The organism is Kitasatospora sp. NPDC057015 (assembly GCF_042673745.1).
GTDB lineage: Bacteria > Actinomycetota > Actinomycetes > Streptomycetales > Streptomycetaceae > Kitasatospora.
The window spans coordinates 21,481-42,730 of record NZ_JBHUSG010000055.1 but is presented as its reverse complement, the minus strand read 5'-3'; the positions used below and the strand labels follow the sequence as shown (position 1 = coordinate 42,730).

Here is a 21,250-nt window from a genome sequence, read left to right as displayed (position 1 = left end):
CTGCCGTGGATTCGCCCGGCCGACACTTCAGAACACATGGTCGACGCCTGGGACAAGGGGCCGGCCGACCCCGGCGCCGCCCGGACAAAGCGGCGGTGTCGGACCGGTCAGGCTCCTGCGACGCAGCGCCGGCGGTGATGGGCGATCGTGACGGCAGCCAGGAGCGGCCCCCAGGCCACGAGGGGCAGGTAGAGGAACCCGGCAACGGTGTTGCCGAGCGGGGTCATGTTCGGGTGGGGGAAGGCCCACCAGAAGGCGAACTGGGTGAGGAGCAGGGTCAGCGCCCCTGCACCGAGGCCCGCCGCGACGGTGACCGCTCGCTGATCGGGCCGACGCCCGCCGGCGAGGGGGATCCACCGCGGCAGTACCTCGCCCCACGGTCGGACCATCCCGAGCGTGAGCAGCGCCAGCAGCTCTCCGGCGATGCTGAGCCCGAGCACGTACACCGCACCCCAGCCGGTGAAGCCCATCGCCTCGTACCCGGCCTCGGTGTACCCGGCAGTGAAGCCGGTCGCCAGCAGGAGGCGCCAGATCCCGGACGGGAGGGTGACCAGTGCGGCGGCGTGAGCGGCACGGACGGCCCAGCGGGGCGGGGAGGGAAGGGCGGGGTCGAGCTGCGAGGTAGTCATGTGCACCATCGTCTCGGCGCGTCGCCGCCGCGGAATCGTCCCTGCGGACCGGCCTCGGAGCCGCCTCGGAAGGACGTCCGTACCGCTGTCTCCCCCGCGCGGGGGAGGGCTGTCCTCCCGCCGTTCGCAGGTGCCTCGGTGCGGGCGTGCGCCCCACTGTTGGCCCGGGGCTCCGTCTGTCGGGCCGTACCTGGCTGTGCACATACGCCGACAGTCCGGCCCGCTCGGGCCCGCCGGCACGCGTGCACGGCTTCGGGGAGCACCTCTTCCCCGGGGCCGGTCCGGGCCCTTCGCCCAGCCCGACCCCCGGTGCTCCGGACTCGACGAGTCCCACGCCGTTCGAACTAACGCCGCCGGTGGCAGTCCCGCCGCTCGCCGGGACGACGGCCGCGGCCAAGCCGGCAGTCTTCGCACCGCCGCTTGCCGTTCACGGACTTGGTGCTGTGCGATCCCGGCGTCGAGGGTGAGGTGGGGCCGCTGCTTCTCGGGGCCCGGCGGAACCGCCGGGGGATGTCGTCACTCCGAGCGCACCGGCCAGCGCGCACCGGGTGTTTTGACCACCCGGTCGCCGACGTCGAGCGCGTTGTACGTCCGGCCGTCCACTGCCACGGCTAGCTCTCCTCCCTCGTCGGTGCGGATCCGTATCATGCAGCGGGTCGTCGTGCCGTAGGTGCCGGTCGAGCTGCTCACCCACCGGTCGGTGACCTCGCCGGTGTAGGCGTCGTCGACGGTGTTCGCGCGCTGTACGGCGATCAGCGCCAGGATCAGGGCGAGCGGGCCGAGGGCGAGGATCAGGAAAACGGTGTTCGACATGTGCGACCCCCCGCGTCGATGACGGCACGGGCCGTCCACGGCAGCGTACCGGCCTTGGAGGCACCGGCCCAGAAGGCATACCCGGACGGGGAGTTCCGGTTGGGGCGGGGTGTGCACGGTCCTGGTCCGCAGTGACCGCCTCTCCCTGATCCGGCGCCGGTGGAAGGTCGGCCTCCAGCACCCCTGCCCAACGGCCTGGCCGAGAACGGCGAAGACCCGCCCGACCCGCTGCACCGGGAACCGTTCGAGGCCTCGCCGTCGACCTGGCCGTGCTGCCCGCACCCGCGCCCTGCGCATGTGGCCGACCGTCCGCCCGCCGACCGTCCGCCCGCCGACCGGGCCAAGCGACTACCGCCGCCCGCCCTGCGGCCACCGCCAGCTGATGCGCTGCCTCCAGGGGTCGAGGCCGCCTCCGAGACGTCCTGGTACGCGCCCGCGTACGGTGGCGACACCGTCCACTGCCGCGACCATCACCACGCCCTTCCCGTCGTGGCCACCGTGGCGCTGCTGCGCCGTTTCGGGCCGACGCCCCCGTCCGTTGCCGCTTCGGCCGCGCCGGCTGGCGCACCCCCGCGGCCGCGCTCGAACCACCCGGGCGGCTTGGACGGTCCTCGGCCCCCTCCACCCGCGGCCTTCCCGGTCCGGCCGGAGGGGTGTCCGGCCGGACCAGGAAGGCTTGTCTCACCAGCCGCGGGGGCGGGGGTTGAAGGCGGGAGGTGGTGGCGGGGCGGTGCGGCGGCCGGGGGCGGCGGTGTGCTGCGTGCAGGGGAGGTGGGCGTGGACGGTCTTGCCGGCGCCGGGGATCGGGGTGACCTGGAGGATGCCGCAGAGGGCGGCGATGAGGTGCAGGCCGAGTCCGCCGGTGCCGGCTTGGGGGTCGGGCAGGCGGGGCTGGGGCGGGGTGCGGCTGGTGTCGGTGACGGCGATGTCGAGTTCGTCGTCGAGGGCGGTGACGGTGATGGTGCCGGGTCCGTGGGTGTGGCGCACCGCGTTGGTGACCAGTTCGGAGACGACCAGCAGCAGGTCCTCCCTCTCGTGTGGGTGTCCCGGGCGGACCCGTTCGAAGAAGGCGCGGGCTGCGGCGCGGATCAGGGCGACCGCCTCGGGCGAGCCGCTGAACGCGGCCTCCCAGTACTGCCCGCCGGGTGCTCCGGTGGTGCGCGTGTCCGCTGCCGGGCGCTGTTGCGGGCGCGCGGGCGGGCGGGTGTCGTGCTCGGGGAGTGTTGTGGGGATCGCTGTGGTGCTCATGCTGCTCGGCCTGCTTTCCGTGTCTTGTCACGGGGCAGGGCGAGGGTGTCCCGAGGGGTGGTTCAGGGTGGGGGAGGGTTGGTCCGGGGCTCCGGCTCCCTCGGCGGGTGCGGGAGCCCCGGGTCGTGCGTGCTCACCGGGTGGTCCGGGACGTTCAGCGGTGCTCCCAGTAGCCCTTGTGCCAGGTCTTCATCCAGTGACCGGGCTCCCAGCGGTTGGTGTCGTAGGCCTTGTGCCACGTCTTGTGCCAGTACCCGTGGTGGTGGTGGCCCTTGGTGTCGGTCCAGCCCGGGTGCCACTGGTTCTCCCAGTAGCCGGCGTGGTGGACCTTCTCCCAGTGACCGGGGACCCACTTGTTCTCCCAGTAGCCGGCGTGCCACTTGTAGGAGCCGCTGTGGTGGGTCTCGTACTGGGCGTTGTACGAGGCTGCGGACGTCGTCTGCGCGGGGGTGGTCGCCGAGGCCGCACCGGCCGTGGTGATCGCCGCGCCCCCGGCCAGCAGCGCTGCGGCTGCCGCCAGGGAGAGCGAACGCTTCGCGTTCATGGAACTCATCGCCTTTCACAAGGGTGCGGTGCCCGCGACTGCGCCCCTGTCCCTGCCGGTCGGCGGCAGGAGGGGCGCGGAAGGTGGGAGACGGGGCCGGCGGTGACGGTCGGTCCGGTGGGCCGTGCCGTCGGACCGGATCGTGCTCCCTGAGTACCGCAGTTGACGTTCATGCCCTTGGTCCGGAGACAGAGCGGGGCGCGGATGGGTCAAAGTATGACTTTTCTGGTCAAGCCTGCAGTCGCCCGGGCCGCGTCCGGGTGGCCGGGGCCGCTCACCCGCTGGACGGGGCGGTCCCTCGGCGTTCCGTTCCGATCATCGGGCGGCGCACCGGTTGGAGATCCCACCGCGGGTTCGACCGGTGCGCCGCAGCGCGGGCACATCAGCTGGGGGTGGTCCACTGCTGGTTGGCGCTGCCGTAGCAGGTCCAGATCTGCAGTCGGGTGCCGTTGGCCGAACTGGGCCCGGCGGCATCCAGGCACTTGCCGGAGACGGGATTGACCAGCTGACCGTTGGACTGGTGCTGCCACACCTGCGCACCGGAGCCGTTGCAGTCGTACAGCTGCACCTTGCTGCCGTCCGCGGTTCCCGCCGCTGTCACGTCCATGCACTTGCCCAGTGCCTTCACCGTGCCGTCGGTGCCGACCGTCCACTGCTGGGCACCGGTGCCGTTGCAGTCGTACAGCTGCACCGCCGCACCGTTGGCAGAGCTCGCACCCGCCACGTCCACGCACTTGCCGCCGTACCCGGTGATCCGACCGGTGACGCTCCCGGGGGGCGGGGTGACGGGTCCGCTCTGGCCGGCGGCCCACGCGATCTCCTGCAGGAGGAGCTGGTTCTGCTGGGCGCTGGCGAAGGTCGACGACAGGGCGGTGTTCGTCGTGTAGTTCATCGCGTTGTGGCCGAAGTTGTTGTACACCATGTGGTAGTTGCGGTTGGTCCAGGAGATCGGGTAATAGCCGCTGTACCAGGTCTGGTTGGGGTCGGTGCCGATCGGGAACGTCGAGGGGTCCATCGAGGCCAGGACGTCGATCGCGGGGTTGTTGCGCAGGTCGTTCTGCCAGCTGTACCACTCGCTGACCGACGAGGTGATGGTGGCGGGGAGTCCCGCTGTAGCCGGGTGGCTCCTGTCGTCGATCCGCAGCGTCTCCTGCGTCGGACCCCAGGTGTTGCTCCGGAAGGTTCCCGTGCCGAGGAACGTGTTGTGGTACCAGGGCCAGTCGCTGCTGTCGGTGTTGAACGCCGAGACGTGGAAGCCCACGAAGCCGCCGCCGTTGTCCACGTACGTCTGGAACGCCGAGCGCTGGGAGGCGGTCTGCGGATAGTTGTCGAGGAACATCACCACCTGGTACTTGGCCAGGTTGGCGCTGTTGAGCTGGCTCCAGTCGGTGGTGGCGGTGTAGGTGAAGCCGTGAGTGGCACCCTGTTGCGGGAACCAGGAGTTGGCCTCGCGATCGAAGCTGATGTGCGCGGCGTCGTACGTGCCGTCGTAGAGGGCGAGCACCTTGAACGTCGTGGCTGCTCCGGCAGGGGGCGCCGGTGCCGCTTGCAGTCCCAGCACGACGGCGCTCAGGGCGAGGAGCCGGAGCAGCAGCGTGCCCGTCCGGCGCGCGGTCCGGGCGCGTGTCCTCGGGCGGCGTCTGATCATGGCGGTGGCCTTTCCTCGGATCGGACGGTGGTTGCCCGCTGCAAGGGTCTTCGGTGGCGCGGTCGACCTGTTCTGGCGACGGCTTCAACGGGCAGACCGGAGTCTGCGCGTGTGCACGACATCGCGTCAAGGCCTCTGACAGGAAACCTTCCTGACAGTAGATTCCGCCAAAGCTCTTACGTACTGCGCGATGCTCGCGACCTGGACCTTCACAAGTCACAGGAAAAAACGGAACATCGCCGCCACGAGGCTCGGCTTTCCTACAGAGGTTGAACTAGCGGCGGCGGGCCGGCAGGCGTGCGCCTCTCCAGGGCCCGCGGCCGCTGGGCGACGCGCGGCGAAGACAGCCGACCTGTTCGGCTCGCCAAGACGTCCGGAGCTGACCTCGAAGCACAACGGCAGGCCGAGGAGGTCGTGGTGGCGCGGGTGCCACGACCGGAGCCAGTGCTTGAGGGCCACCGCCGAGACGTCCCCACGACGGTGGCCCATCTGGCGGGCGAGGAACTGCAGGACACCGGACCCGTTCCCATCACCGATGGCGTTCGCGTACTCGTGCAGGGCGATCCGCATCGGCCGGCGTCGGCAGCGAGGCGTCGGCAGTCCGATCCGTGCGAGGTCCTGGCGCAGGGACCGCAGAACGGCACGGGCCTTCGCGCTCAGCAGGCCGGGTGAATGGGCGTCACTCCAGCGCGGCCGCCTTGCGCAGGAGCACTGACCGCTCGCGGGCGTTGCGGCACAGGCGGGCGGCGAGTTCCAGCTCGGTCCGGGCCTGGGCGGTCCGGCCGAGCCGGACCAGCAGTTCGCCGCGCACGCTCGGGAGCAGGTGCGACCCCGACAGGCGGCCGGAGGCGGCCAGTTCGTCGACCATGGACAGTGCCTGTTGCGGTCCGCCCGCCATGGCGACGGCCACGGCCCGGTTGAGCTCGACGACGGGGGAGGGGGCCACGCGGCCGAGTGCCTCGTAGAGGAGCACGACACGTTCCCAGTCGGTCTCCTGCACCGAGGGCGCGGTCGCGTGGCAGGCGGCGATCGCGGCCTGCAGACCGTACGGGCCGAGGCCGCGCCCGAGGGCCGTGGCCCGGCCGATCGCGGCCAGACCACGACGGATCGCCGACCGGTCCCACAGTCGCCGGTCCTGGTCCTCCAGGAGCACCGCCTCCCCGTCGGGCCCGGTCCGCGCCGGAAAGCGCGCGGCGGTGAGTTCGAACAGGGCGAGCAGCCCGAACACCTCCGGCTCGGCGGGCAGCAGGGCGGCCAGCATCCGGGCCAACCGAACAGCCTCGTACGCGAGATCGGGGCGCAGCAGGCGGTCGCCGGTCGTCGCCGTCGAGCCCTCCGTGAAGATCACGTACAGGACGCTCAGGACCCCGCCGAGCCGCCCCGGCCGTTCCTGCGGCGGCGGCAGCTCGAAGGGTACGTGCGCCGCGGCGAGCGTCTTCTTCGCCCGGGTGATCCGGGCTTGGACGGTTGGCACGGGTACGAGGAACGCCCGGGCGATCTCCTCACTGGACAGGCCACCCACCACGCGCAGCGTGAGCGCCACCCGGGCCTCGGGCGCGAGCACCGGATGGCAGGCGGTGAACATGAGTGCGAGGACGTCGTCGTCGACCCGGTCGGGGTCCCACGGCAGGTCGTCCGGCCGGCCGGGCGCGTCCGCCGCGCCCGAGCTGAACTCGCCCTCGGTCAGCTGACCCGCGAGCACGGCGTACCGCTCGTCGAGCGCCGACTTGCGACGGAAGCCGTCGATGGCCCGCCGCCGTGCGGTCGCCAGCAACCAGCCCACCGGGCTGGCCGGCGCGCCGTCACGCGACCAGGTGACCAGTGCCTCCGCCAGGGCCTCCTGCGCGACGTCCTCGGCGAGTGCGAAGTCTCCGGTGTAGCGGGCCAGCGCCCCGACGATCCGCGCGGACTCGATCCGCCAGACGGCCTCGACGGCCCGCCGCGCCGCCTCGGCGCTCGGCGGGCCGTCGGCGGCCCCGGACGTCAGATCTGCCCGGTCTGCTCGCGCCACGCCCGCTCCTTGATGATCCACTCGTTGTCCTGGGGGAACTCCTCGATGCCCGGCACGCGACGGACCTCGCACTTCGAGCCGGCGATGGCCGGCAGGCGCTTGGCCCACTCGACAGCTTCCTCCTTCGAGGCGACATCGATCAGGTAGAAGCCGCCGAACAGCTCCTTCGTCTCGCCGTAGGGGCCGTCGGTGACCACCGGGGTCTCCCCGCTGAAGTCCACCACCACACCCTGGGACGCGTCGTCCAGGCCCTCGGCGGCGACGAGCACGCCCGCCCGGATCAGCTCCTCGTTGAACCGGCCCACCGTCTCCAGCATGTCCTCGAAGGGCGTCTCCATCATCTTCGCGACGGACTCGTCAGTGCCTCGCATGATCAACATGTACTTCGCCATCGTCGTTCTCCTTGCTCGGGGGTCGCTTCCCGACCCTCTCTACACCAAGGTCGAACGGCGCAGCCGCGGATCGACACGACAGGCCGACCAGTTTTTCGACGGGCGCCTTCGCCTCCCGCCGGGGCGAGGAGATCCTCGTTCGCGGCCTGAACCCGCCGATCCCGGAAAGTGCGCGGCCGGCGCTCCGGCGACCGGTCCAACGCGGTGGCCGGTCTCCTCGGGGCGGGCCAGGACGTCATCGACGGTCCGGGGACCGCTGCGACCGGCCCGGGAACCGGGTGGTCGGGAACGGGTTCCGGGACGGATCCGGTGAGCCGTCGCCGTACCTCGCAGGCGTACCCGCGCCGTCCCGCCGACGGTTCCGCCGCCGTTCCGCCGCCGGTGAACACCGGTCCGACCGAGCTCGACCAGCACTACGGTCCAGTCCCATGACAACGACGACGACGCGTACGGTCGAGTACCCGGCCGACGGCCTGACGATGATCGGACACCTCGCCGTCCCGGCCGGCGTCGACCGCCGCCCCGCGGTGCTGCTCGGACCGGAGGGCATGGGGCTCAGCGACGTCGAGCGCCGCCGGGCCGACGCCCTCGCCGAGCTGGGATACGTGGCACTGGCCTTCGACCTCCACGGCGGGCGCTACCTGGGTGACCCCGAGGAGATGCTCGCCCGTTGCATGCCGCTGCTCGCCGCCCCCGACCGGATGCGGGACATCGGCCACGCGGCGCTCGACGTGCTGCGCGCCGAACCGCGGACCGACCCCGACCGGATCGCCGCCGTCGGCTACGGCACCGGGGGCGCCGTAGCGCTGGAACTCGGGCGCGACGGCGTCGACCTGCGCGCGATCGGGACGGTCAACGCACTGACCACGGGCCGACCGGGCGAGGCGGCGCGGATCGGCTGCCCGGTGTGGGCCGGAGTCGGGTCGGACGACCCGATCATGCCGCCCGCGCAACGGGAGGCGTTCACCGCCGAGATGCAGGCCGCGGGCGTCGACTGGCGCCTCGTGGTCTACGGCGGCGCCTTGCACGCATTCCACCACCCGCCGGTCGACCACCCCGTGGTCCCCGGCGTCGGCTACCACCCACGGCACGCGCAGCGAGCCTGGCGCGACGTCGTCGACCTGCTCACCGAGTGCCTTCCCCTGACGGAATGACCGGGAACTGCGACCGCACACCTGTGGCGAGATGTCCGGTCGCGTGAGCGTGCCGGCCGCGGGGCACCCGCTCCACCGCACCCCGGCCGGTGACGGGTCGTCTGAAGGCCGCGCGGCAAGCCACTCGGCCAGGTGCTCCAGGACGTACCAGTGGGTGCGGCCTGCAAGGCAGGCAGCCAGGTCGGCGCCGACCGCGGTGGCGACCACGGCCGCCTCGTCCGCCTCATCCGCCTCGTCCGTCGCGTTCTTCCGGGCGCTGGCCCCGGTCTGCGGCCGCCCCGGCCGTCGGGCAAGGCACGGCCCAGGCGTGCGGTCTACTCCTCGACCTCGGTGCGGTAGATGCGCAGGCCCCGGCGCTGGTAGTTGAGGAGCGCGCTCGGGTGATCCTTGGAGTTGGTGTTCAGCCACACCCTGCGGACGATCTCCGCATCCAATGGTTCGGTCGCCCAGGCCTGTTGCAGCGCCAGTGTCAGGGCACGGCCACCGAGCCCCTGGCCGACGTACTCCGGCAGGAGACCGAAGGTACGGATCTCCACGACCCCGCCGGGCTGGGGTTCCAGCGCGGCGATCCCGACTGTCTCTCCCGCCAGCTTGATCAGCCAGTACTGGCGGTGCGGGTGCGCCCGCGCCAACTCCTGCCACTCCTGGTCGGAGCGCGTCGAACTGCGCCACCCGTAGGCCGCTCCGACCCTGGCCTGCACCGAACGTGCAAGCGCGGACAGACCGTCCTCGCGCCAGAGCCCCATCGAAGGCACGACCCGACCGGGCTTCAGCTCAAGGCGACTGGTCATCTCCAGATACGTGACAGTCTTTTCCATCCCGGCACGCTATCGGGGCCGCGTGCACCGGCCCACACCGACCGGCCAATCTCGACAGGCCCAGGCCCGACGGAATGCGCGCATTCAGCGCGGTTGAGCTGCCAGGAGGCTGAAACTCCACCCGTCCCACTCCACCCAGGCGGTGACCCGGGTCCTGGAGATCGCCGGAATTGACCAGACGACCCCCATCGAACGACCTCACCGCACAGCCGCCCCCCGACCGCGTTGCCCCGTTCCGGTGAAGTCTGGCTGATCTCGACGCAGTTTGCCCACGTCGCTTCTAGGCTCTGGGCCGGTTTCACCATCCTTCTACCGAACGGGAGACCAGCATGGCCGAGCAGGCCGACCTCATCCTTCACGGCGGCGACATCGTCACGCTCGCGGAGCACGGCGACGAACGGGGCGAAGCGGTGGCCGTCAAGGACGGCACCATCGTCTTCGTCGGCCCCGTGCAGGACGGGCTGGAACGCTGGCGCGGCCCGCAGACCGTCGTGCGGGACCTCGGGGGCCGCGCCCTGCTGCCCGGGTTCATCGACGCGCACGGACACCTCGGAGGCATCGGCCTGCAGGCCGTCATCGCCAACCTGCTCGCCGACCCGGACGGCGACGTCACCGACCTCGCCTCTCTGAAGGACAAGCTGCGCTCCTGGGCGGCGGGCCCGGTGGGTGCGGACTCCGATTGGATCATCGGCTTCGGGTACGACGACGCGATGCTCGCCGAGCACCGGCACCCCACCCGCGACGACCTCGACGAGGTGTCCACGGACCGCCCGGTGCTCGCCATCCACCAGTCCTTCCACCTCGGCGCGGTGAACAGCCTCGGCCTGAAGCGGCTTCGCTACTCGGCCGCCACACCCGACCCCGAGGGCGGGGTGATCCGGCGGCGCGAACTCGCCGTCCCGCCCTCGCACGGCGAGCCCGACGGCGTGCTGGAGGAGAAGGCGTTCACCCCGGCCTCGGACCTGGCGCTCGTGGGGCTCCCGGAACGGGAGCTGCTGATGCTGTTCGCGACGGGTGCGGCCACGGCGGCGAGCTTCGGCTTCACCACCGTGCAGGAGGGCGGCACCACCCTCGCCAACCTCAAGGCGCTGCGGGACACGGCCGCCGCCGTGTCGCTCCCGGTCGACGTGGTCGCGTACGTGAAGGCCGACGAGGCGATCCCGTCCACGCTCGACGACCCGATCGGGGTGAGCGACGAGTACGTGGACGGCGTCCGCGCGGCCGGCGTGAAGCTGGTCCTGGACGGCTCGCCGCAGGGACGCACCGCGTGGCTCACCGAGCCGTACCTGATGCCGCCGCCCGGACAGCCCGAGGGCTACTGCGGGTACCCGGCGGTGCCGGACGACGCGGTGGTGGCCAAGCAGATCGGTACGGCGGTCGAGCGGGGGTGGCAGGTCCTGGCACACGTCAACGGCGACGCGGCGATCGACCAGTTCCTCAAGGCGGTGGCGGCCGCCGGGCCGGGCCGGCGGCCGACCGTGGCGATCCACGCGCAGACCGCCCGCGAGGACCAGGTCGACGCGTTCGCTCGACTGGGAGTCCTGCCGTCCTTCTTCTCGATGCACACCTACTACTGGGGCGACTGGTACCGCGAGACCGTCCTCGGCGCGGAGCGGGCGAACAGCATCTCCCCCGCCCGCTGGGCACTCGACAGGGGCTTGCGCTACACCTCGCACCACGATGCCCCGGTGGCGCTGCCGAACTCTATCGCCGTGCTGTCCAGCCAGGTGACCCGCCGCACCCGCAGCGGCCACCTCCTCGGCCCCGACCAGCGGGTCTCCGCCCTGGACGCGGTTCGCGCGATCACCATCAACGCCGCCCACCAATACGGCGAGCAGGACCGCAAGGGCAGTATCGAGGTCGGCAAACTCGCGGACCTGGTCATCCTCAGCGCGAACCCGCTGACGGTCGACCCCGAGGGGATCCGCGACATCAAGGTGATCGAGACCATCAAGGCCGGCACCACCGTCCACCCGCCCGCACCCACCGCCCGGGCCTCCGGAACCGTCTCGACCGCACCCACCCCGCAGTGGGGCTGCTCCTGCTGAACCGGCGCGCCCTGCCGCACCACGAAGGAGCGGGCGCACCAGGACATCGTCCTCGGCCAGGGCGGCGGCGCCGGCGGTTCGCGCCGCCCGTGAGGGGAACTCGGTCACGGTCCGTGCTCTCCAGTCCCGTGGTCACGGGCCGAGAATCTGAGGTGCCCCGCGCGCGGACCGCTGTTGGAACCGGTTGCGCCGTCCGTGGCCGGCACCTCGGCGGCGCCGGCCGGGCCCGTGTCGACGGGCTGCCGGCTGCGCCGCGCTCCTGCCCCTGGGCGTCCACGTGGTCGCGGCGAGCATCCGGGACCGCGACGGACCGGGGGTGCCGGGCACGGGCCCGACACCCCCGGTCGCGGCCGGCCGCCATGGCGACAGGCCCGGCTCAGCGGCCGTGGGCGCCGTGGTGGGTGCTCAGCGGCTCGCCTTGTGCGAAGCGGAGCGGGAGGCCGACCGACGTGCGCCCCGAACGCTGCCGAGCTGGCGTACCAGTTGGTGCAGCGAGATCGCACCGGTGATCGGCGGCAGGCCGGCGACGACCATGTCGGGGAGCGCCCGGGAGACGTCGGCGACGCACAACACCGTCGCAACGACGGAGAACATGACCACCACCGCCCAGGAGTGCGCCACCCGACGCCCGTCGAGGGCGGCACGCAGCACCGACAAGGAGCCAACCAGCCAGGGACCGTAGACGATGACCGGCCACAGCTGCGCCAGCCCGCGAGGTCCCCGGGCGAATGCCAGATCCCGCAGGGGATCGTAGGAGAGCGTCCACCCCACCAGGCAGACGGCCGTGACCGCCACGGCGGTCAGCAGCCCGAGCAGCGAGCCGAGGGCCTGTGGCCATGGAGGCCTCGGTGGGCCGGGGCGTCGCCGGGAACTGCGAGCCGGTGGGGCGTCGTCGGTGCCGACGGCGGGAGCGCGCGGGTGCGGGACGAAGACCTCGCCGACCTCCCACGCCGCGTACGCCTCGGCATTGGGCGTCCGGATCCCGCCGGACATCGGGCTCCCGTCGTCCCACCGGCCCTGCCCGTACGGTGTCCCCTGCGGAGTGCTCCCCGTCGAGGCGTACGGGACGGCTCCGTACGACGGGAAGTACCCGCCCGTCGGGTCGAAGGGGTCGGTCACCGCGGCCCACGGGTAGGCCTCGGTCGCCACCGCCGGCCAGGGGATCCGCATCGTGGTGCTCACGCTCCGACCGGAAGGGGGAGCGCATCCCATCGGGCGGCGACGTCGTCCTCGAGTTGACGGATCGTGCGCAGCAGGTCGCCCAGGATGCCGGAGCAGTAGGCCAGGACGACCCGCTCGCCGTCGCGCGAAAGGTAGCCGGGCCGCACCTCGCCCTGGGCGTTCCTGCTGTCGGGGACGAAGAGCCATGTTCCGGGATCGCCGAGCGGATCGGGCCTGGACGAAGGCTGCGGTGGTGATTGCTGCATCGAAGTCATGCCTCACCAACGACATCTCTCCGGGCTCGGATGTAGGACGTACGGGCGTCCTTTTATCGTGAGGATATGTCGTGCTCGACGAAGTTCCCCAGTGGGCGCATGCGACTCCCCGGGGGATTTCCGAGTTCGTTCCTGACGTGACGGACCTGGCGGGCTGGGCAGCCCGGTTGCCTTCGGGGTAGGGGGTGCTCGGTGAAATTCCCTGGGTGGCGCGCGCCACCCCCTCCTTTTTAGCCCATTACCTAGAGCGTGTCGGACAGATCGACCAGCGCGCGTTTCAGGTTCACGCCCCGGTAGGGCGCTCTGTGAAATTCCCCAACCCTGTGGGGCTGGAAAGAAACGATTCCTCCTCATGATCTTTCGGTTCACCGTGCTATGTTTCCCGCCGCGCTGGAAAGATTCATTCGGACTATGCGCGGGACGGGGAATCGACTAACGGGAGGTTGGGGTGCTCACCAGGGAGGAATACCTGGAGGCGCAAGCCATGCGCGGTCAGGGGCGGTCCATCGCGGCGATCGCCCGGCATCTCGGCCGCGACCGCAAAACCGTGAGGTCGTATCTCGGGGGGCAGCGCATAGCGGGAGTCAGACGCCCGCAGCGGGACGAGTTTCTTCGGTTCCTGCCCCACTGTCACCAGCGTCTCGCCGACGATCCGCACCTGCCGGCGACCGTCCTCTTCGACGAGGTCGTGCAGCTGGGTTACCCGGGCGCCTACTCGACCTTCACCCGTGCTCTGCGCACACACCGACTGCGGCCCACCTGTGACCACTGCCGGGCCACCACGGGCGGCACGGTCAGCTGGTCCCCGGCGGCCGAGGAGGTGCGGTTCGGCTGGCTCAGACTTCCCGACCCGCCTGCCGGATGGGGCGGCGGCGGCCACGCGCACCTGCTGGTGGGATCACTCACGCACGCGGGCCGTTGGCGAGCGGTGCTCGCGGAGAACGAGGAGTTCCCGCACCTGGTGGAGGCGATGGATCTGGTCCTGAGGCGCCTGGGCGGCACCGCCGGCGTCTGGCTGTTCGACCGGAGGTCGCCCGTCTGCAGTCCGGAGACCGGCCGGGTGACACCGGCGCTTGTCGAAGTGGCCAGGTACTACCGAGCCGAGATCGGCTGGTCGTCGTGCCAGAGCAACCGGCGCACCACGGAAGACGTGAGCCCGGGCTTCTCCGCCCAGCACTGGTGGCGCACAGTGGGCCGCGACACCCCTCTCCAGGCCGCGCAGGACAGTCTCGACCGGCTCGCGCAGCGGGCGAGCGGCCTTCGCCCGGTGGACCGCGCCGTGCCGGCCGAGGACCGGCTGTTCGACTTGCCCACCCTGCCCTTTCCTGCATGGGTCCGAGCCATCCGCAGCGTCACCTCCCAGGGTCTGGTCTCCTTCCGTGGCAACACCTACGCCGTGCCGGCCGACCTGTCGGGGGCCCAGGTGGAGGTGCGTTGGCGCCTCGGTGATCCCTGCCTGTCCATCGTGACACCGCGAGGGGCGGTCATCGCCCGCCACACCCTGGCACCGTATTGGGCGGGACGGACGGTGATCAGTGGCAGGCCCATCGTCCTGGCGGAGCCTGCGCCGGCATCACGAGCTCAGAGGCACCTGGTGCTGCCCGCACTCGAGTGACGAGCTGTGGCGGTACCCGACGGGATTCACGCCCGTAGACGCTCGTTCAGGGGCTGGCGGCGGGCCGGGCCGGTGATGGGGTCGGCCGGCGCATGGCGGGAGCGAGGCCTGCGGCCCGGGCCCTGTCCACCTGGACCGCGCCGTCCTCGCGGATGACCGCGAGGCGGCCCGGCCTCACGCCCCGGCGGGGGCCGGGATCGGCAGCGCGTCGGCCGTGTCGTCCGGGCCCGCCGACCCGGTGGGGCCGCCGGCCCGTGGGTCCACTTCAGTGCGATCTTGAAGCTGGCCTCACCGTCGACGCCGGCGACGGCCGCGACGATGCCGTGCCGCCCGGCGTCGAGCTCCGGCCCGAACTCGACGCAGACCTCGTCCGGCCGGGCGGCTGCCAGTGCGTCGCGGACGTTGCCCGCCGCGGCCCGCAGAGCCTCCTGGAAGCCCTCGATCCTTTCAGCGAGCTGGTCACCGAGCCCCGTGTCGTGCGGCCCGCCTCCGCGGCGACCGGATGTGCCACTGTGCTGCATCCGCCCGCCACTGCAGAGGGGTTGACAGTGGTCAGTCGTACCTTGAGACTCCCGGGAGAGCGCTCTCTCGTGCTCGATGTGCGACCTGTTGCGACCTGTCAAAGCGCGCCCCGCCCCCGTCAGACAGTCGCCGTACCCACCCGGTAGCCGCCGTGCCGCGCGACGGCCCGGCCCGGTCGGGCCCGGCATCCCACCCCCCAGGGAGATGCACATGCGAGTCCTGCCCCTGCTCTTACGGCCCCTGGCCCGGGCGTTGCGACGACGACGCCCGCTGGTGGCCGTCCTGGTCGCGCTCGCCCTGGCGGCCGGCGGAGCGGTCGGCGTCACGGCCGGTACCGCGAGCGCCGCCTCGACCCTGCTGTCCCAGGGCAGGCCCGCCACGGCGTCGTCCGTGGAGAACGCCGGCACGCCTGCGTCGGCGGCGGTCGACGGCAACGCCGGTACCCGCTGGTCCAGCGCCGCCGCCGACCCCCAGTGGCTGCAGATCGACCTCGGCGCCACCGCCACGGTCGACCGGGTGGTGCTGAACTGGGAGGCCGCCTACGCGAGCGGCTTCCGGATCGAGGTGTCCGACAACGCCACCGCCTGGACCCAGGTCTACGCCACCGCTACCGGGACGGGCGGCGTGCAGGACCTCGCCGTCGCCGGCAGCGGCCGCTACATCCGCCTCTACGGCACCGCCCGCGGTACCGGTTACGGCTACTCGCTCTGGGAGTTCCAGGTCTTCACCGGCTCCGGCGGTGGCGGCGGTGGCGGGGGTGACTTCTCCGGCTCGGTGATCTCCGCCTACAAGCAGGTCACCGCCTCCTCGTACGAGGGCGGCAACGCCCCGGCGGCGGCGCTGGACGGCCGCACCACGACCCGCTGGTCGAGCCAGCCCGGCGACACCCAGTGGCTGCGGGTGGACCTCGGTGGCGCCGCAACCGTCACCGGCGTCGTGCTCAACTGGGAGACCGCCTACGGCACCGGCTACCGCATCGAGGTGTCCGATGACGGCACCACCTGGACGCCGATCCACACCACCACCGCGGGCACGGGCGGCACCGAGCGGCTGGCGATCACCGGCAAGGGCCGTTTCGTGCGGTTCTACGGCACGGCGCGGGCCACCGGCTACGGCTACTCGCTGTGGGAGTTCCAGGTCTACGGCACGGTCGACTCCTCGGCCGCCACACCGCCGCTGCTCTCCGGGCCCACCCGGGCGCCGGCCGCACCGGGCCAGTTCGCCCTCGCCGCCCCGGCGGACAAGGCCATGGTCACCGCCACCCGGCGGCCGGCCTTCTCCTGGGCCGCGGTGCCGGGAACCGCACGCTACGAGGTGTGGCTGAACCTCAGCCGCACCGACTACGACTTCACCCAGAACGTCGACCTGATCGACCTCTACACCAAGGTCGCCGAGCCCACCGGCACGACCTATACGCCGAGTTGGGACATCTCCGACCGCTGGACCTACAAGTGGTACGTGGTCGCGGTGAGTGCCTCCGGGGCCCGCACCACCTCGAACATCCGGACCTTCAGCCTCTACCTGCCCGACATCGAGAGCACCGACGACGGCATCGGCGTCGTCAACGGCGCCCGCGACCTCGACAAGAACGGGACGATCGAGCCGTACGAGGACTGGCGGCAGCCCGTCGAGACCAGGGTCGCCGACCTCCTGGGCCGGATGACCCTGGAGGAGAAGGCCTTCCAGATGTTCTACAACGTCCAGTCGTACCCCATGTCCGGCTGGCACTTCGGCCCGGCGCAGCCGGGGGACCTGCACAACGTGCTGCTCTCCACGGCGGCCACCCGCCTGGGCATCCCGCCGGTCTCGGCGGGCGACACCACGGCCGGGTACCAGACGACCTACCCGCTGCAGAGCACCCTGGCGGCCGGCAAGGACTACGCGCTGGACTACCAACTGGGCAACATGCAGCGGCTGGAGGAGTTGGAGGTCGGGGCGCGCGGCACCCTGTCCCCGCTGGCGGAGGTCGGCACCAAGGTGCTGTACCCCCGGATCCAGGAGGGCGGCGGTGAGAACGCCGAGGTCGCGGCGGCGCAGCTGCGGGCCCTGGTGGCGGGCCTGCAGGGCGGTCCGGAGCTCAACCCCGGCTCGGTGCTGGCGACGGTCAAGCACTGGCCCGGTGAGGGCGCCGGCGGCGAGGCCGGGATCACCTACGACGGGGTCACCATCAAGTACCACATGATCCCGTTCCGGGCAGCGATGCAGGCCGGCGCGGTGAACATCATGCCGGGCTACGCGGGCAGTTCGTACCTGGACCCGGGCGGACCGGGTGCGGGCGACAGCGCCAAGATCCTGGCGTACCTGCGGCAGAACCTCGGGTACACCGGCCTGATCACCACGGACTGGCTGCCGTCCTCGGCGTGGGTGAACGCGGCCAACGCCGGGTCGGACGTGATGGGCGGCGCCGACCCGGGCGCGCCCGGCTACAGCATGGCGACCTTCGAGTCGCAGGTGCCGCTGGCCCGGATCAACGACGCGGTGACCCGCATCCTGCGGCTCAAGTTCCAGCTGGGTGTCTTCGAGCACCCGTACGGCGACCCGGTGAACGGGCCCTACCGGTTCCACCAGCCCGGTTACGTGGAACTCGCCAACAAGGCGGCCCGGGAGTCCGACACGCTGCTGAAGAACAACGGCGTGCTGCCGGTCCGGCTGAACGCCGGGGACAACATCGTGGTCGCCGGCCCGCGCGCCACCGACGGTTCGGCCTGCTGCATCTGGACCAGCTACTTCCACGAGAACTACGGTTCGCAGACGCTGCTGGACGCGGTGAAGGCGCGGGCGGCCAAGGCCGGGGTCAACGTGTACCAGGACACCGGGCCCGTGCCGAAGCTGGCGGTGGTGGCGGTGGGTGAGCCCACGTACACCCACGCCACCGCGTGGGTGAAGGAACAGCCCTACCTGCCGGCCGACCAACTGGCGCTCATCCAGAAGTTCAAGCAGCAGGGCATCCCGGTGGTCGTGGTGCTGACGCTGCCACGGCCGATCGTGATCAGCGAGTGGAACAACCTGGCCGACGCCGTCGTGGTGACCTACCGCGGCGGTGAGGAGGTGGGCCCGGCCACCGCGGGCCTGCTGTTCGGCGACTACACGCCGTCCGGCAAGCTGCCGTGGCAGCTGCCGCGGAGCCTGGACCAGGTGCTCAAGCCGGGCGGCACCGACGTGCTGGCCGACGCCAACGAGAACTGGGACCTTCCCTACGACCTGGGAGCCACCGCCGCGGAACGGGCGGACATCCGGGCCAGGATCGACGCCGGGCAGCCGGTGCCGACGGCGTACGGAAATCCGCTCTACCCGTACGGAGCCGGTCTGACCGGCTGGAACTGACCGGTCCGGCCCGGCGCACGGGCGCCCCCGCCGTCCCTTTACAGGGAAGCGCGGGCGCCCGCTGCGTCCGGTGGTGGCGGCGGGGCCGCGTGAGCTGCCCTATTCGGACGAGAGCAGGTGGGTGCACCTCGACGGCTCCCCCTGGGCTGTGGAGTAGGAAAGAACGGAGAACCGGCGACGATCCAGTCGCCCGGCCCACGGACTTTCGGGACCGAGTGCACCCGGTCCCGAAAGTCCCGATGACAGGACCGCCCCGCGGGACTCAGGGGCAGCAGTGGACCCGCGCCGGGTACGGCAACTGCGCAGCCCGATCCCGAGGTAAGGCAGTGCCTCACAGAGTGCTGGTTTGATCACGCAATGTCCAAGAGGGCGAGAGTCCAGTCTCAGCGACGGGTGAAACGAGGTCCTGGGCCGCTTTCCGCCTTTCCGTGTCAGGGCCACGGAGGGTCACCAAAGCTGCGATCATGATCGGTCGTGACTGACGAGTCCCTCCAAGACCTCTGGCTCCACCAGGCCACCGACATCAAGGTCAACACCCTGACCGTCCGCTCTGACCGCGTGACCATCCACGCCGTGACCTGCAGACACCAGCCGGCAGGCCCGTACGTGCCCACTGACTGCGGAACTCAGGTCGTCCTTCACCAGGTCTTTCGTCACCAGCCACCGCGCCGACGACATGCGCTCCATCTCCTCCGTGGTAGCAGGGCGGCGGCGCCGGCTACATCGAGCACCCAAGCCAGCCAGGACTGAGCGCGGAACCGGCCTGCCTATCCCTCATCGATCTCCTGGTCGATGGCTTCGTTGGCGCGGTCGATCTCGGCCATGTGCTCCTCCGCCCAGGTCCGCAGCCCTGCAAGCGCGGCTTCCAGGGACAGCCCGAGTCCGGTGAGTCGGTAGAAGACCCGCGGTGGCACGGTCGGTTCGACCCGACGCGACACCAGCCCGTCGCGGGTCAGGCTTCGCAGCGTCACGGACAGCATCTTCTGCGAGACGCCGGGCATCCGGCGTCTCAGTTCTGCGAAGCGCACCTCGCCCGGTGCGGCATCGGCGAGCGTCTTGACGGCCATGGACGTCCACTTCGTACCGATGCGATCGAGCAACTGCCGCGTCGGGCAGTGGGGATCAAAGAGATCGCCGCGTACCCCACGACCTGCGGCCGGGGCTCCTCGGGTGGTCACCTGCGGCTCACCACCTTCCCTGAAAGTGCCGTCTAGGAAGCAGTCGGACAGTTACCTATCGTTCCGTGGTAACCAATGGTAACCACTCGGAGGAGCCGTCATGCCCGTCACCACCGCACACCAACTGCGCCGCATCGCCACGAACGGCGTCCAACTCAACGTCGCAATCGCCGGGGACGGACCCGCGGTTCTCCTGCTGCACGGCTTCCCGCACACCTGGCAACTCTGGAGCGGCATCATGAGCCGACTTGCCGGACGGTACCGGGTCATCGCCCCGGACCTGCGAGGCCTCGGTGCCAGTGCACGCACCGTCGAGGGTTACGACGCAGGCACCCTCGCCGCCGACGCCGAAGGGCTGCTCGACGCACTCGGCGAGCCCTCAGCAGCGGTGGTCGGCATCGACGCGGGCACCGCCCCCGCTCTTCTGCTCGCGCTGCGCCGGCCCGACCTCGTCCGGCGCCTGGTCGTGATGGAGGCACTGCTCGGCCGCCTGCCCGGAGCCGAACACGTCGTCGCGGCCGGCGCCCCGTGGTGGTTCGGCTTCCACGCCGTCCCCGGCCTCGCTGAGACCGTCCTGGCCGGCAACGAGGCCCCGTACATCGACTGGTTCCTCGACTCGGGGACGCTCGGGCGAGGAGTGCCCGACGACATCCGGGCGGCCTTCGTTCACGCGTACACCGGGAGCGAGGCCCTTCGCTGCGCGTTCTCCCATTACCGGGCCCTGCCCACCAGCGCGCAGCAGATCCAGGACGCCGTCGCGACGGCTCGGCTGACCATGCCCACCATGGCCGTCGGCTCTCACCCCGTCGGCACCGGGCTCGAACGCCAACTCCGTCCCGTCGCCGACGACCTGGTCGGACACCACCTCCAGGACTGCGGCCACATCATCCCCCTCGACCGCCCCGACGCACTGTTCGCGCTCCTTGCTCCCTTCCTGTCCGCCGATCTGCCGAAGTGACTTGAACGGGGCCGAGGATCACGGTCGTCGGTTCCGGCGTTCGTCCCAGCGGTGAGCTGTCCGGGACCGCTGGATCAGGCTGCGCACGGTGATGACTGAGCCTTTCAGCGTTGCCTCTCCAGGGTGAGGATGGCTTTGGGTGCTGACGTCAGCCGGTTGGGGCTGCAGCGGGTGTGCTGGAAGATGCGTCACCGTTTGACGGTGGCCACTCCGCGTTCGACGGGGTAGCGCAGTCGGGCGTGGGCCCGGTTGAGTGACCTCTGCCCGACGGTGAGCTCGCCGTGAGGTGGGCGTCTGGTCGGCACGGCGAAGGTGCCGCCTGCGCCGGTGTAGGCGAGGTCGGCCAGGACGGGGACGCGGAGCCTGACACAGGAAGTCGTGGGGGCGCCATTCGAGCGGGTCGCCGGCCACGGTAATCTGGGCGGACTGCGAGGTCGCGACCAGGCATTCGCGGATGTAGCTGCGGGTCAGCGGCCGGTCCTCGGTGCCGTATCGGCGTTGGAACAGGAACGGCATGGGCGGGCTCCAGGTTTGTTTGAACACGTCGTAGGCCGACACCAGCGGCAGGGCGGCGTTCCCGGCCCGGACCCGGAAGATGACCGCGGTCAGCACCTCCGCCAGTTCCGGGGAGACCAGCAGCAGGCGCTCCGCATCGGTCTTGGACGGGGCGACCTGCAGCATCGGCACCACCTCGCCGGTGGTGGGCAGGGTGTCGGCGATGAAGCTGTGGTGGGTGAGTTCCAGCATCTCCTCGATCCTGATGCCGGTGTGCCGCAGCACCTCCACCGTGGCCCAGGACCAGAACGCCGCCTCCTCCTCGTGGGTCAGGTTCCGCCGCCTGCCGGCGGCCACCTCGGTGACGTAGACGCGGCGCGCCTGTCCGGACCCGCAGCGTTCGAACTCCTCCCCGGC

19 protein-coding genes are annotated in these 21,250 nt (G+C 71.4%); 6 read left to right on the top strand and 13 right to left on the bottom strand.

Annotated elements, in window-relative coordinates:
• Positions 1–107: 107 nt before the first annotated feature.
• The 7 genes from ACFTWP_RS35055 to ACFTWP_RS35025 form a co-directional block, all read right to left on the bottom strand.
• Positions 108–629 (bottom strand): hypothetical protein, encoded by a 522-nt coding sequence (locus ACFTWP_RS35055; protein WP_380269079.1) that lies wholly within the window; start codon positions 627–629, stop codon positions 108–110.
• Between the two features lie 516 nt (positions 630–1,145).
• The gene (locus tag ACFTWP_RS35050; RefSeq protein WP_380269078.1) at positions 1,146–1,442 is read right to left on the bottom strand and encodes a hypothetical protein; all 297 of its coding nucleotides are present in this window, start codon (positions 1,440–1,442) and stop codon (positions 1,146–1,148) included.
• 681 nt (positions 1,443–2,123) lie between these two features.
• Positions 2,124–2,690 carry an ATP-binding protein gene (locus ACFTWP_RS35045; protein ID WP_380269077.1) on the bottom strand — a complete coding sequence of 189 codons (567 nt, stop codon included), beginning with the start codon at positions 2,688–2,690 and terminating at the stop codon, positions 2,124–2,126.
• Positions 2,691–2,844: 154 nt separating this feature from the next.
• Positions 2,845–3,234 (bottom strand): hypothetical protein, encoded by a 390-nt coding sequence (locus ACFTWP_RS35040; protein WP_380269076.1) that lies wholly within the window; start codon positions 3,232–3,234, stop codon positions 2,845–2,847.
• Between the two features lie 382 nt (positions 3,235–3,616).
• Positions 3,617–4,882, bottom strand: coding sequence for a ThuA domain-containing protein (locus ACFTWP_RS35035; RefSeq protein ID WP_380269074.1), 1,266 nt, complete (start codon positions 4,880–4,882; stop codon positions 3,617–3,619).
• A 679-nt stretch (positions 4,883–5,561) separates the two neighbouring features.
• Positions 5,562–6,893, bottom strand: coding sequence for an RNA polymerase sigma factor (locus ACFTWP_RS35030; RefSeq protein ID WP_380269073.1), 1,332 nt, complete (start codon positions 6,891–6,893; stop codon positions 5,562–5,564).
• Complete coding sequence (locus tag ACFTWP_RS35025; protein ID WP_380269072.1) at positions 6,866–7,285, bottom strand: YciI family protein; 420 nt, start codon at positions 7,283–7,285, stop codon at positions 6,866–6,868. Before ACFTWP_RS35025 ends, ACFTWP_RS35030 begins: the two co-directional genes overlap by 28 nt.
• Before the next feature lie 428 nt (positions 7,286–7,713).
• Between ACFTWP_RS35025 and ACFTWP_RS35020 the strand changes: the two genes are divergently transcribed.
• Positions 7,714–8,439, top strand: coding sequence for a dienelactone hydrolase family protein (locus ACFTWP_RS35020; protein ID WP_380269071.1), 726 nt, complete (start codon positions 7,714–7,716; stop codon positions 8,437–8,439).
• 314 nt (positions 8,440–8,753) lie between these two features.
• On the opposite strand, the gene ACFTWP_RS35015 is transcribed toward ACFTWP_RS35020, so the two are convergent.
• The gene (locus ACFTWP_RS35015) at positions 8,754–9,257 is read right to left on the bottom strand and encodes a GNAT family N-acetyltransferase (RefSeq protein WP_380269070.1); all 504 of its coding nucleotides are present in this window, start codon (positions 9,255–9,257) and stop codon (positions 8,754–8,756) included.
• Between the two features lie 329 nt (positions 9,258–9,586).
• Between ACFTWP_RS35015 and ACFTWP_RS35010 the strand changes: the two genes are divergently transcribed.
• Positions 9,587–11,305: an amidohydrolase gene (locus ACFTWP_RS35010; RefSeq protein WP_380269069.1), complete on the top strand. Its 1,719-nt coding sequence runs from the start codon at positions 9,587–9,589 to the stop codon at positions 11,303–11,305.
• A gap of 405 nt (positions 11,306–11,710) precedes the next feature.
• Here ACFTWP_RS35010 and ACFTWP_RS35005 read toward each other — a convergent pair whose 3' ends face one another.
• On the bottom strand, positions 11,711–12,487 hold the full coding sequence (locus ACFTWP_RS35005) for a DUF2637 domain-containing protein (protein ID WP_380269068.1): 777 nt from the start codon (positions 12,485–12,487) through the stop codon (positions 11,711–11,713).
• Positions 12,484–12,741, bottom strand: a complete 258-nt coding sequence (locus ACFTWP_RS35000) for a hypothetical protein (RefSeq protein ID WP_380269067.1) — start codon at positions 12,739–12,741, stop codon at positions 12,484–12,486. The genes ACFTWP_RS35005 and ACFTWP_RS35000 overlap by 4 nt, the downstream gene beginning before the upstream one ends.
• A 448-nt stretch (positions 12,742–13,189) precedes the next feature.
• On the opposite strand from ACFTWP_RS35000, the gene ACFTWP_RS34995 reads away from it, so the two are divergent.
• Positions 13,190–14,356, top strand: coding sequence for an IS21 family transposase (locus ACFTWP_RS34995; RefSeq protein WP_380269066.1), 1,167 nt, complete (start codon positions 13,190–13,192; stop codon positions 14,354–14,356).
• A gap of 26 nt (positions 14,357–14,382) precedes the next feature.
• Here the strand turns inward: ACFTWP_RS34995 and ACFTWP_RS34990 are convergent, their stop codons facing one another.
• A complete protein-coding gene (locus ACFTWP_RS34990; protein ID WP_380269065.1) occupies positions 14,383–14,877 on the bottom strand; it encodes a CU044_2847 family protein in 495 nt (164 codons plus the stop codon).
• Positions 14,878–15,088: 211 nt separating this feature from the next.
• Here ACFTWP_RS34990 and ACFTWP_RS34985 point away from each other — a divergent pair, with 211 nt between their 5' ends.
• Entirely contained in the window at positions 15,089–18,202 is a 3,114-nt protein-coding gene (locus ACFTWP_RS34985) for a discoidin domain-containing protein (protein WP_380269064.1), read from the top strand.
• A gap of 767 nt (positions 18,203–18,969) precedes the next feature.
• On the opposite strand, the gene ACFTWP_RS34980 is transcribed toward ACFTWP_RS34985, so the two are convergent.
• Positions 18,970–19,380, bottom strand: coding sequence for a winged helix-turn-helix transcriptional regulator (locus ACFTWP_RS34980; protein WP_380269063.1), 411 nt, complete (start codon positions 19,378–19,380; stop codon positions 18,970–18,972).
• Positions 19,381–19,480: 100 nt separating this feature from the next.
• Here ACFTWP_RS34980 and ACFTWP_RS34975 point away from each other — a divergent pair, with 100 nt between their 5' ends.
• A complete protein-coding gene (locus ACFTWP_RS34975; RefSeq protein WP_380269062.1) occupies positions 19,481–20,338 on the top strand; it encodes an alpha/beta fold hydrolase in 858 nt (285 codons plus the stop codon).
• Between the two features lie 188 nt (positions 20,339–20,526).
• On the opposite strand, the gene ACFTWP_RS34970 is transcribed toward ACFTWP_RS34975, so the two are convergent.
• Positions 20,527–20,643: a hypothetical protein gene (locus tag ACFTWP_RS34970; RefSeq protein WP_380269061.1), complete on the bottom strand. Its 117-nt coding sequence runs from the start codon at positions 20,641–20,643 to the stop codon at positions 20,527–20,529.
• Between the two features lie 290 nt (positions 20,644–20,933).
• Between ACFTWP_RS34970 and ACFTWP_RS34965 the strand changes: the two genes are divergently transcribed.
• A complete protein-coding gene (locus tag ACFTWP_RS34965; RefSeq protein WP_380269060.1) occupies positions 20,934–21,203 on the top strand; it encodes a hypothetical protein in 270 nt (89 codons plus the stop codon).
• Positions 21,204–21,250 lie beyond the last annotated feature (47 nt).